Origin of the sequence: Methanobrevibacter sp. (assembly GCF_045126245.1) — an archaeon.
Lineage (GTDB): Archaea > Methanobacteriota > Methanobacteria > Methanobacteriales > Methanobacteriaceae > Methanocatella.
The window spans coordinates 1-10,815 of the sequence record NZ_JBGVOG010000039.1 but is presented as its reverse complement, the minus strand read 5'-3'; the positions used below and the strand labels follow the sequence as shown (position 1 = coordinate 10,815).

20 protein-coding genes are annotated in these 10,815 nt (G+C 33.7%); 5 read left to right on the top strand and 15 right to left on the bottom strand.

Going from position 1 to position 10,815, the window contains the following annotated elements; genetic code table 11:
- Positions 1-178: 178 nt before the first annotated feature.
- The 6 genes from ACJMLZ_RS03310 to rnc form a co-directional block, all read right to left on the bottom strand.
- Positions 179-910 carry a DUF4013 domain-containing protein gene (locus tag ACJMLZ_RS03310; protein ID WP_405303942.1) on the bottom strand — a complete coding sequence of 244 codons (732 nt, stop codon included), beginning with the start codon at positions 908-910 and terminating at the stop codon, positions 179-181.
- An 11-nt stretch (positions 911-921) separates the two neighbouring features.
- Positions 922-1,158, bottom strand: coding sequence for a helix-turn-helix transcriptional regulator (locus ACJMLZ_RS03305; RefSeq protein WP_295001241.1), 237 nt, complete (start codon positions 1,156-1,158; stop codon positions 922-924).
- 439 nt (positions 1,159-1,597) lie between these two features.
- Positions 1,598-1,912 carry an AzlD domain-containing protein gene (locus ACJMLZ_RS03300; RefSeq protein ID WP_405303941.1) on the bottom strand — a complete coding sequence of 105 codons (315 nt, stop codon included), beginning with the start codon at positions 1,910-1,912 and terminating at the stop codon, positions 1,598-1,600.
- Positions 1,912-2,556: an AzlC family ABC transporter permease gene (locus ACJMLZ_RS03295; RefSeq protein ID WP_405303943.1), complete on the bottom strand. Its 645-nt coding sequence runs from the start codon at positions 2,554-2,556 to the stop codon at positions 1,912-1,914. Before ACJMLZ_RS03295 ends, ACJMLZ_RS03300 begins: the two co-directional genes overlap by 1 nt.
- Positions 2,557-2,642: 86 nt before the next feature.
- Complete coding sequence (locus ACJMLZ_RS03290) at positions 2,643-4,109, bottom strand: homoserine O-acetyltransferase (RefSeq protein ID WP_405303940.1); 1,467 nt, start codon at positions 4,107-4,109, stop codon at positions 2,643-2,645.
- Positions 4,102-4,773, bottom strand: a complete 672-nt coding sequence (gene rnc / locus ACJMLZ_RS03285; RefSeq protein WP_405303939.1) for a ribonuclease III — start codon at positions 4,771-4,773, stop codon at positions 4,102-4,104. Before rnc ends, ACJMLZ_RS03290 begins: the two co-directional genes overlap by 8 nt.
- Before the next feature lie 171 nt (positions 4,774-4,944).
- Here rnc and ACJMLZ_RS03280 point away from each other — a divergent pair, with 171 nt between their 5' ends.
- The gene (locus ACJMLZ_RS03280; RefSeq protein ID WP_405303938.1) at positions 4,945-5,280 is read left to right on the top strand and encodes a hypothetical protein; all 336 of its coding nucleotides are present in this window, start codon (positions 4,945-4,947) and stop codon (positions 5,278-5,280) included.
- A 17-nt stretch (positions 5,281-5,297) separates the two neighbouring features.
- On the opposite strand, the gene ACJMLZ_RS03275 is transcribed toward ACJMLZ_RS03280, so the two are convergent.
- The 4 genes from ACJMLZ_RS03275 to ACJMLZ_RS03260 form a co-directional block, all read right to left on the bottom strand.
- Entirely contained in the window at positions 5,298-5,687 is a 390-nt protein-coding gene (locus ACJMLZ_RS03275) for a hypothetical protein (RefSeq protein ID WP_405303937.1), read from the bottom strand.
- Positions 5,688-5,695: 8 nt separating this feature from the next.
- On the bottom strand, positions 5,696-6,106 hold the full coding sequence (locus ACJMLZ_RS03270) for a hypothetical protein (protein WP_405303936.1): 411 nt from the start codon (positions 6,104-6,106) through the stop codon (positions 5,696-5,698).
- Positions 6,107-6,242: 136 nt separating this feature from the next.
- Positions 6,243-6,431, bottom strand: a complete 189-nt coding sequence (locus ACJMLZ_RS03265; RefSeq protein ID WP_067042784.1) for a 50S ribosomal protein L37e — start codon at positions 6,429-6,431, stop codon at positions 6,243-6,245.
- Positions 6,432-6,490: 59 nt separating this feature from the next.
- A complete protein-coding gene (locus tag ACJMLZ_RS03260) occupies positions 6,491-6,721 on the bottom strand; it encodes an LSm family protein (RefSeq protein ID WP_292819773.1) in 231 nt (76 codons plus the stop codon).
- A 305-nt stretch (positions 6,722-7,026) separates the two neighbouring features.
- On the opposite strand from ACJMLZ_RS03260, the gene ACJMLZ_RS03255 reads away from it, so the two are divergent.
- From ACJMLZ_RS03255 to arfB, 3 genes are all read left to right on the top strand, one after another.
- Positions 7,027-7,506, top strand: a complete 480-nt coding sequence (locus tag ACJMLZ_RS03255; RefSeq protein WP_405303935.1) for a type II toxin-antitoxin system antitoxin SocA domain-containing protein — start codon at positions 7,027-7,029, stop codon at positions 7,504-7,506.
- A gap of 72 nt (positions 7,507-7,578) precedes the next feature.
- Positions 7,579-8,061, top strand: a complete 483-nt coding sequence (locus ACJMLZ_RS03250) for an RNA-binding protein (RefSeq protein ID WP_405303934.1) — start codon at positions 7,579-7,581, stop codon at positions 8,059-8,061.
- Positions 8,062-8,070: 9 nt separating this feature from the next.
- Positions 8,071-8,763, top strand: coding sequence for a 2-amino-5-formylamino-6-ribosylaminopyrimidin-4(3H)-one 5'-monophosphate deformylase (arfB, locus tag ACJMLZ_RS03245; RefSeq protein WP_405303933.1), 693 nt, complete (start codon positions 8,071-8,073; stop codon positions 8,761-8,763).
- 19 nt (positions 8,764-8,782) lie between these two features.
- Here arfB and ACJMLZ_RS03240 read toward each other — a convergent pair whose 3' ends face one another.
- The gene (locus tag ACJMLZ_RS03240) at positions 8,783-9,151 is read right to left on the bottom strand and encodes a hypothetical protein (protein WP_405303932.1); all 369 of its coding nucleotides are present in this window, start codon (positions 9,149-9,151) and stop codon (positions 8,783-8,785) included.
- 65 nt (positions 9,152-9,216) lie between these two features.
- On the opposite strand from ACJMLZ_RS03240, the gene ACJMLZ_RS03235 reads away from it, so the two are divergent.
- A complete protein-coding gene (locus ACJMLZ_RS03235; RefSeq protein WP_405303931.1) occupies positions 9,217-9,816 on the top strand; it encodes a YigZ family protein in 600 nt (199 codons plus the stop codon).
- A gap of 20 nt (positions 9,817-9,836) precedes the next feature.
- Here ACJMLZ_RS03235 and ACJMLZ_RS03230 read toward each other — a convergent pair whose 3' ends face one another.
- The 4 genes from ACJMLZ_RS03230 to ACJMLZ_RS03215 all read right to left on the bottom strand — a co-directional run.
- A complete protein-coding gene (locus ACJMLZ_RS03230; protein ID WP_295114924.1) occupies positions 9,837-9,947 on the bottom strand; it encodes a rubredoxin-like domain-containing protein in 111 nt (36 codons plus the stop codon).
- Between the two features lie 13 nt (positions 9,948-9,960).
- On the bottom strand, positions 9,961-10,080 hold the full coding sequence (locus tag ACJMLZ_RS03225) for a rubredoxin (protein WP_292819799.1): 120 nt from the start codon (positions 10,078-10,080) through the stop codon (positions 9,961-9,963).
- A gap of 75 nt (positions 10,081-10,155) precedes the next feature.
- Positions 10,156-10,317 (bottom strand): rubredoxin, encoded by a 162-nt coding sequence (locus ACJMLZ_RS03220; protein WP_405303930.1) that lies wholly within the window; start codon positions 10,315-10,317, stop codon positions 10,156-10,158.
- A 62-nt stretch (positions 10,318-10,379) separates the two neighbouring features.
- Positions 10,380-10,815: acyltransferase (locus tag ACJMLZ_RS03215; protein ID WP_405303929.1), on the bottom strand; the 436-nt coding region annotated here is incomplete at its 5' end.

Sequence of the window (10,815 nt, the reverse complement as noted above, 5' to 3'; positions counted from 1 at the left end):
TATTCTCGGCAAGGTGTACGCTAGCCCTGAAAATATCAAATGATTTGACGCTGATGAATACGGATATTGCACTTATTAATGCAAATAGGACTCCACATCCTAAAAGTTTTTTAATGTCATTGAAAGGATATTTCAATCCTTCAACGACACAATCTGTTATGCTTGCCATAAAATCACCTTATATCTGCATTGTATATAGCAATCCTATGGATCTTGAATTGAAGATGCTCAAGTATGGGCCGACAATGAACATGGTTACCGCTGAATTAATCAATGCTCCCAAAATGAATATTCCACTTGGGTCAACACCTAAAACAGCCCCTGAAATTCCGAATACAGTAAATATTCCATAAACAATTGCAGTTACAACAAGAGCTATGACTAAAGTAATTATGATTAAACCCAAATAGGTTGCGATACAGTTGAACCAACCGATCTCATCAATTACTTCCTTGATTTCTTTTACCGCAAAGGCTTTTGAAAATGCACCTTCGTTATATGCCATGTGGCATAAGCCCATTTGTTCCATCAGACATGCAACTACAAAAAGGGCGAATGTAATCAAACATCCTATAATCATCAATGCTGATGACAAGATGCCTGTTAGCTGTCCTGCAACAATTGCAAATAATAAAAATACAATTATAGGAACAAGCATGTATGCTATTTGAACAATCACCACTTTAACTCCATCAACAAACATTTCTATCAAATCTTCAAAGTCAGGCAAAGGATCCCTTCCATTGATTATTCCATGAACGGCAGTATTGATAACTCTGTAATTATATCCTGTAATTAAAAAAGCTGGAAGCAATAAAAAACTGAATAAGCAGATTACACCTAATATCACCAATGTCTTCCAGTCTTTTGCTGAATATTCCAATGAATCTTTGTATATGTCTAAAATCATTTTTCAAACTCCTAATAATAATCATCGTCAAAGATGAAGATTTCTTCCATAATGAAATACTTTTCCCGATCACCTTTGAACATCAATTTATTGAAAACCTGGGTTATCTCATAAGCTAAAAATAAAGATGGGTTATATCTACCATTTTCCAGCGCATTAATGGTTTGACGGGTAACTCCAACTTTATCCCCAAGTTCCTTCTGGCTCAACTTGAGCTCCTGTCTTAAATATTTAATCATGGTTCTCATAGTATTCCCACAAATTTTTCATTTTGCAAAAAGTATTTAAGTACGAAAGTAATTATGTTAAAATCTAATTACTTATGTTAATGTTAAATTACATAGTATATAAACTTTACTATTTTTTGTAAAACAAATATAATTAGTTTAAACTCTTTAAAAAATATTTAAATTATTTTATTTAAAATAAAATTAGATTAAATTAAATAAATAATATATTCAACAGTAATTTAATCTTTAATAAAAATATAAAAATATAATATTAATTTTTAATAAAAAAATTAAAAACAAAACATTTATATAGTAGGTAAACCATCTTTAACATATGTAACATATCTATAACAGATTATTGTTACAAAAATATCCCAAGCAGAATTTGAAGTTCATTTCCTCCAAAAATTATTAACCATTTTCCCTTAAGTAAAGCTGCTTGGGAACAAACATTTAATCAGAAAAACGGAACAATGGAATAAACCGTGATTAAAACCACCACTGTTAAAATTACAATGGCACCCATCGGCACTTTTTTCCAGGAAAGTCCTGCTGCCACAACCGCACCAATCAAACCGATATACCACAGTTGACTGTCAACGGTCAGCACTCCAGGACAAATCAAAGCCGCAAGGGCAGTGTATGGAATCAAATTTAGGAACTTCTCAAATTTTGGGCTGAAATTAAGCTTATCAATGAACAAAGCCGGAATCAGCCTAGGAATAAATGTTACAACAGCACATCCGAGAATGACCAAACTGATATAATCCATTAGGCATCACCCGAAAGCAAATATTCATCATCGACAAGATACATTCCAATTCCGGCACCGACAAGTGTTGATACAATCAAAGACCAGTTTCCTAAGAATTGGCCCAAAACGATATTTAAAACAGCAGTTATTAAAACCAAAATGGCAATCTGTCTGTTTTCTTTAATGGCAGGTGTTAAAATAGCTACAAATAATGCATATAATGAAATATTGAAACTGTTTGTTACAATAACCGGAAGCAAATCCAATAAAAATACACCAATTGCCGCTCCAAAGCACCAGCTTAACCATGCTGTTATTGCTATGCCCAGATATATCCAGACAGATGAGTCTTCACTTAGAGAAAACATTGCAAAGGATTCATCGACAGTCACATGGGCCGCCAAGATATTTAAAGGAGTGCTTGATTCTTCAACTTGATTCAGGATACATGTGGACATTACAAAATACCTTAAATTGACAACAAAATTGGTTAATATAATAGCCATTGCAGTTGCACCGCTCAGCACCATGGAAGCGGCAATAATCTGACCTGCTCCGGCATAAACTAAAAAAGACATTGAAATTGTTTGAAGGGGTGTTAAACCTGCTTTAATGGCAATGGCAGCATAACCAATCCCCATTGGAACATAACCAAAAGTAATCGGAATACCCTTTTTGGCACCTTCAAAAAACTTATCCTTTCTAGAAATAGCAATATCCCCTTAAAAAAAAAGTAAAAATTAGTAATTTAACTAAGTAAATGACTAATTTGGTCAGTTGTAATAATTCCCAATACTACCATATTCTCATCAACAACTGGAAGAGAGGATATGTCATACTCATTCATCATACGAGCTACAGACTCGATTGAGTCATCAGCATAACAGTATTTGACTGTGGTGGTCATGATGTCCTTTAACTTTTTGAAATTTGTTGCAATGGATTTGGATAAATCCCAACTTGTAACAATTCCAATCAGTTTATAGTCATCAGTAACCACTGGAATATGAGTTACCTGTTTATCCAACATTAATTTGGCCGCATCTACAACATCGGCATTTTCCTTAATGGTAACTATCACTTCCTTCATCACATCACGAACAACATTGCTTGCAAGGAATTTTGATAAGATAAAGTTCAATTGTCCTTTTTCAAGTAAAAATGCATCATGCCCGTAATTGGATCGGATTTCTGAAAATGAAACTTCCACATCATTGGCGTTAAGGGCTGTGACAATGTCATTGCTCTGTTCTGTCGGATATAACCAATCTGAATCAACTGAAATCACTTCAACTATAGCTTCAACTGTTTTGAATCCATCGATTAAAGAGTCATTGATTGATAAATCAAATAAGTCTACTGCTTTTGTAATGAATAAATAACTGTTAGCATCGAATCGTTTTACAAATGACTCCCCTTGGTGATGCAGGTAACTTTCAACCTGGAAATCCATTGTAAAGTCATAACTGATTTCATCCTTGTCTTGAAGGCCACGTCCGAACTTAATGTCCATTGATTCATCACTAAGATATGTAATGTGAGCAATCATACGAGCTAGGGAAAGACCGTTTTTCGGTTTTTTGCCGGTTTCATAGTAATTACCCTTATTCCAATCCGGATCTGAGAAAATTGCTTGACGGCCCACCTCATTAAAAGCAATTTGTTGAGGTGAAGACATTGCGGCTGTAGCCATTGGAATAGCCTTTTTCATCATTTGAGGATAGGATACTAACCACTGAAGAACCTGCATTCCTCCCATGGATCCTCCAATAACAGCATATAACTGGTCTATTCTAAATGAATCAACTAATTTTTTTTGAACTTTGACCATATCTTTGATTGTAATAACCGGAAAATCAATTCCATATTCCTTTCCAGTGCTAGGATTAATGGAGCTAGGTCCAGTTGTACCTTTACAGCCACCCAATACATTTGAACATATTATGAAGTATTTTTTAGTGTCTAAAGCTTTGCCCGGACCAATAACAATCTCCCACCATCCAGGCTTTCTATCGCCCTCATGCCATCCGGCAGCGTGCGCATCGCCAGTCAATGCATGGCAAATTAAAATGGCATTAGATTTTTCCTTATTAAGTTCACCATAAGTTTCATAGGCAACAGTAACATTTTCAAGAATTTTACCACTATCTAATTCAATTGGCTCTTCAATATTCAAATATTTTGTCTCAACAATGCCAACAGATTCTTTAGTCATTTAAAACACCTAATCTTTCAATAGCTATTTTAGCAGCTCCTTGTTCTGCTTCTTTTTTGTTTTTTCCTCTTCCAACACCCATCTCTTTTCCATCAACTAAAATCGCCATTATGAATGTTTTGTCATGAGGAACCCCATATTCATATAATAATTTATAAGATATTTCAACCTCTTTAGCATCACCGTATTCTTTCATTGCAGATTTGTAATCTTCAAAGAATACTTTCTCATCATCAATATATTTGAAAATAATTTTAGATATGAATTCGCGAGCAAATTCTATTCCCTGATCCAAGAATATCGCTCCCAAAAATGATTCAAATATGTCTGCTGTAATGGATATCACTTCATTATGGGTCAGATTTGATTCTTCAGCAGACACCTTCAGATAATCCGGCAAGCCCAATTCATGAGAATAATAGATTAAAGCATTTTGGCAAACATAATTTGCCCTCAATTTTGTAAGTTTTCCTTCTTCATATTGAGGATACTTATTAAATAAATACTCCGATACGATTAAACTTAAAACCGAATCACCCAAGAATTCCAATCGTTCATAAGTATAATCCAAATTATGCTTTGTCCCATAAGAGCCATGAGTGAAAGCCACATCGTATAAATGTTCATTTTCAGTTTCAATACCAAATTTTTCAAATAAATTCATAACTAAAAGCCCAAATATTCAATACCATTTTATAATTATGGAATTTTAGTTATATATAATTTATATATTACTATTAATATAACTATTGTTATAAATATTTCTTTTCAAATGCTCTTACTTCTTGTTTATATTAACACCCCGCCAAATTAATATTAAAAAGGATTTGGTAATATGATTTTAAACTGGAAAGAAGAAATGGTAAAAATTGACCCTGACATGAAATTTAGAGCACAAGGAGGATGGTTAAAAACAGTAACCAAATTAGACAAAACCGTTAAAAACGGATATTCACTTGTTGGAGACTTTGTTCAGGCGGGTGACTTTGAAGAGGAATACTCAGATGGAATTTATCTTGATTGCAACAAGGAAGGCACAGCTAAAAAACCTCAACAAGACTATAGACTATTCAGATTTAGGGACGGAAAAGTAAGATTGCTTGATATGGTAATTGATGGTGGTCAAGGTTGGGCTCCCGAACTATGGGAAGCCGTAGAAGATGAATTTTAAAAAAAAATAAATGAAGATTATTCGGAAATTTTACCTCTAGGTACAAATTTTGAAGTTCTCTTCACTTGAATATACTCTCCAGGCTTTGGGCATTTGTGGTTTTCAAGCAAAATAATCTTATGGTCCAAATTTTGAGAGAAATTCTTTTCTTTTCCTTCAATGATACCTCTGAAGTTTACACCAAATTCACCGGTTCCACCAATATCCACAGTCAACTTTCCTGAAGAATCCAGATTATCAAAGAAGTCTTCAAGATCCATTGTTTCAAATAATGGTGCCTTATAACTGAAAGCCATAAGTCCGTTTTGATTTTCCCTTATTTGAATTCTTCTTTGGTCAAGTTCAATGAACTCCCTTGTTTTAACATTAGTAATCTTAATCTTATTTGAAAATTCCTGATTTAACATAAATATCACTACCCTATATGGCAGAATTTACAGCATTCACAGGTTGGCTCAAAGTACGAATCGTCCGGAGCTACAATAGCCTTTTGCATGAACAAAGTTACATTAAACTTTGAATCATATTCCCTGCTTACCTCCTTTGTAATTGGAGACAAACCCCTATAATAGACCGGCCTGTAGCCTGTTTGCGAAATATTGAAATAGAATTTTTCACCATTCTGAAACTTGTTGAAAAATTTCTCCAGTTCCTTTGTTTGCTTTGGGCTTAAAGAAAATCTGACGCCCATAGTATCATCTGCTCTTTGCTTGATTCCGACACTACTGATATCTACAGATAATACATCATCATTGTCTTTAATAAAGACGACAGACTCTTCTAAATTCACATCATTATCCTGAGCAACATCATTTAAGTTAGTCATGATGATACCTCCAAGTATAATTTAATCAATATATTATTTAAAAAAAGTAGTTAATAAACTAAACAGTGATTTAAAAGTAACTTGAAAAATAGATTTGAGAGAAGATTATTTAAATAATCTTCAAAGCATTACCAACTTATACTAACCTTTGTCTAGTAGTTGGTTTTTTGTTTTGCCAACTGTACCTTCTTAATTTTTTGGATTTACCGAATCCACAAGAAGCACAGACTTTTTTACGTATATGATAAGTGTTTCTACCACACCTTCTACATCTGATATGGGTCTTCTTATTCTTTTTACCCATTGATGGAGTTCCCTTTGACATTGATACACCTCCCTAGTTATCGCTAAAAATATAATCTCGAAATAATTATTGAATAATATTTATGGTGAGATATAAACAATATTATCTCCTCTAATGAGGACAATGCCGAGTCTTCTAGTAACTTCTCCGTCTTGTAACTCTTCTGCATCATTAAGAACTAAATTCATGTGTAAATCAAAGCTCTTAAGTATGCCTCTAAATTCACGATCTCCTTTGAGTTTAATTAAAACTGGAGCATCTACAGATTTTCCTAATGCATCAAGTGGTCTTTGAACATTTTGTCCGCTCATTATATCACCTTATATTATTACAAATTTTAGTTTTATGAATTAAATTTGAGTAAGTACTCATAATATAATCAAGTTAAGATAAGACAAAACCTAATTAAAACTAATACTATTAATTATAATTACACTACTATATAAATGTTACCTTATTTTTAATAAAAAGTATAAAAAAATTATCTAATTACTAATTATTATATTCCCACTATTTAAAATTTAAAAAAAATGATTATTTTTCAATTGCTCTTTGACTTGATTTAAAAATGAAATGAAACATAACTAAAAACACACAACCATCACCAGGCTATCAAATGAACTTCGATAAGGAAACCTACACCAAATTAATAATATATATCCTATCCAAATGCTACAACAAGCCACATATAGGAAAAACCATGCTCTGCAGCATACTATATTTCATTGATTTCAACTATTATGAAATATATGGCACTTTACTTACAAAAGAGACCTACATCAAATCCAAAAAGGGAATCAAACCCAAACATTTTATTGAAGTGACTCAGGATCTTATTGACAAAAACAAGCTTTTTTTAAGAAAGGAACCTTATTACAATAGGACAATCCACAGATATTACCTCACAATCATTCCGCAGGCCAAATTCAGCGAAAAGGAACTTGAAATAATAAATCTGAATATAAACAAATTAATCAACCACAATGCAAGTTCAATTGCAAAATACATAAGAAACGATGCTCCTTTCAGCATTGCCGATTTAGGGGAAAATATAGACTGCAAACACGTTTTTTCAAGAAAAAAGAATATTAAGTAAATCCTAAAAATAAATAAATTTATTTATTCAGAGTATAAATATATTATTCATTAAAATATATGGGCAAAAAACATGAGCATAAAAGTTAAAAAAAGAAATTTCCTAAAAAAGAAGAAAATTAAAGAAATAAAAGCTGAATTGGACGAATACGGCGATTTACTTCAAAATAAAAAGAATGTAGAAATACTTGAGGCAGAGCCTAACTCCTTTATTTTAGTGGACGGCGAACCTTACATCATAATGATTGAAGACAAGCCGTTTCCAACACTAAAAGCCGCTCTTGCAAATCAAATCGACAGCAAAAAAGTAACTGTCGATATGGGAGCCATCAGGTTTGTAAGCAATGGTGCAGACATAATGAGTCCTGGAATTGTGGCTGCAGATGAAGGAATTGAAGAAGGAGACATCGTTTTAATCATCGATGAAACACATGGAAAACCATTGGCTATTGGTGTAAGTCTGATAAGCGGTGAAGAAATGGTTGAAAATGACTCCGGAAAAGCTGTTGCAACCAAACATTATGTCGGAGATGACATCTGGAACTTTGAACTATAAGGTGATGATATGGCAGAATTAAGATACCGTGCAGGTAAAATCAGAGACCCCGGAGTCCATAAAATTGGAATAATAGCACTCGGATCACACTTGGAAAATCATGGACCTGCCCTTCCAATAGATACTGATGCCAAAATTGCCGCCCATATCGCATTTCAGTCATCCCTTCAGACCGGAGCCAAATTTTTAGGAATAATCTTTCCAGCTTATGAATTGGATGAAATCGACCATGGCATTCATGTATCCCTTGATGAATTGAAGGAAAACGTTATAGAGACACTTAACTCCGCTAAAAAATTTTTGAATATAGAAAAAGTTGTTATTGTAAATGCTCATGGCGGAAACATTCCTCTTGTAACTGAGTTATGGGACATTGAAGACAAAACCGGCTTATCAATCACATTCAACAATAAGGTAATCTCATCAGAAGGTCCTCACGGAGGAAGCGGTGAGTTGTCAATGGCTAAAGTTTTGGGTATCATCAATGAGGATGAAGTTGTAAATCAGGCAAACGTTGATGAATATGAAGAAGTTGGTCTACATGGATTTAAGAAAGCACGTGAAAATGATCCGAACATTGAAAATGGTGCAATAGACATTGAAGAAAATGGGGTCTATGTGGATGAAGTTTACGGAGAAAGACTCTTAACTCTAGCTATTAACACCGTAATTTTAGACGTTGAAAAATTATTGGATTTTTAAAAAAAAGAAAGGATAATGATTATCCAGTATAGGTTATTACATTAGAACCCCCAGAATCGGATTCCTTTCCTGAATCTGGATTTTTTTCGCTTGGATCTGAAGGTTTTTGATTAGAACTACTGGAATCATCTGTAGTTGTTTCTACATTGCTTGAACTGGAATCACTAGATGAACTACTGTAGTCATTATAATTATCATTGCCGTAACTGTTACCAGTATCCCCATGACCATCAGTAAGGGCAGACAGATTATCTAAGATGCTTCCCCCTTCAGTTTCATTGGGGAAAATTGATATCGGTCCTGTCATAGCGCCAAAAACGCTAGCCAAACAAAACGCAATAATTGCTATTACAAATATCACCAATACAGTAGCTGATCTACTTGCCATATAAACACCTGCAAAATTAATTAACAATAATATATTTGATTAGATATATAAATATATAGGGTATTATGAAAACTATAAAAAAAGCCGTCCAATGTGAAATAAACGTGAAGAAATCCCAATTTATTTGCTCTTTATTTCCGACTAAAACCAAAAAGGAATCAAAGGAAATCATTCAAAAGTTAAATGAACAGTACAGCGATGCCACTCACAATTGTACCGCATATATTGTAAGTGACGGCGAAGGCTTTGATGATGATGGCGAACCTGGCGGAACAGCCGGAAAACCTATGATTAATGTTTTAAGGAAAAATGAACTTCACAATATCACTGCGGTCGTTACAAGATACTTTGGCGGAATCAAGCTGGGTGCAGGCGGACTTGTAAGGGCTTATTCCAAATCTGTGCTTGAGGCCATCGGTGAGGCGGAAATCGTCGAAATTGAAGAATATGATGTCTATGAAATTACTTTTGAATATTCCGACATTAAAATTGCAGATAGTGAAGTGAGAAACAACCAATTAACCACCATAAATAAGGATTACGGCGAGAAGGTAAGTTATGACATCGTATCCCGAGACAACAGGGACATTGAAAAAATATTTGAAAAATATTCCGGTAAAATTAGCGTTGAATATAAAAATAAACAATTTTTAGAAAAAATTTAAAAAAAAAGAAGTGAAGAACCTTATTGTTCTTCAAAGTTTTCAGGACCTACACCGCACATTGGGCAAGTGAAGTCTTCTGGTAATTCATCTGCTTCATGAACGTATCCACATACTTTGCAAACAAAAGCCATGTTAATTTCCTCCTTATTCTACTTTTTCGAACATGTCAGCGGTAGCGCCACACATAGGACATTTGTAGTCTTCTGGGAGTTCTTCAAATTCTTCAGTTACAAATCCGCAAATTTTGCATTTAAATTTTGCCATAATAACAATCTCCTAATATTTACATTAAATTATAGAATTTAATTAATATTATTTTATAATAATGAGTATATAAAATTATTCAACTTTTTCCAGCATGCTTTTTGGCATGCGACATTTAGGGCATTTGAAGGAATTTGGCAAATCCTCAAATTTGGTTCCATCAGGAATATTCAAGCCCTCTTCAATGTTATCTTCATCAAAAACATATCCACAAATTTTACATTTATATATTGCCATAATATAATCTCCTTAATCTTATATTGGAATATCAAAATATATAATGTTTTGGTATTTACGAACTAAAATCTGTTTGGAACCTTCAAGTGATCCGGAAGAGGTTTAATACGGGCTGGAGTTCCGATAGCCAAGTAAAATGGCGGAACTGAATGTATCACAATAGCTCCGGCAGCAACAATGGAACCTTCCCCAATTTCAACATTGGAGAGGAAAGTTGTATTGCCCCCAATAGAAGCACCACGCCTAATTTTAGGCCCTTGAAGCTCATAATTAATCCTTACTGGATATTTATCATTAGTAAAACAAGCGCAAGGTCCGATAAATACATTATCCTCAATTACTGAATTAGTTGGAATATATACATTTGATTGAATGCTTACATCATTTCCAATAATTACGTCCCCTTCAATGACAGTATTGGTTCCAATCAATACATCATCACCTATATTTGTGTTTTCACGACTGACAACGTTGTGTCCTGTTCTGAAATTATCTCCA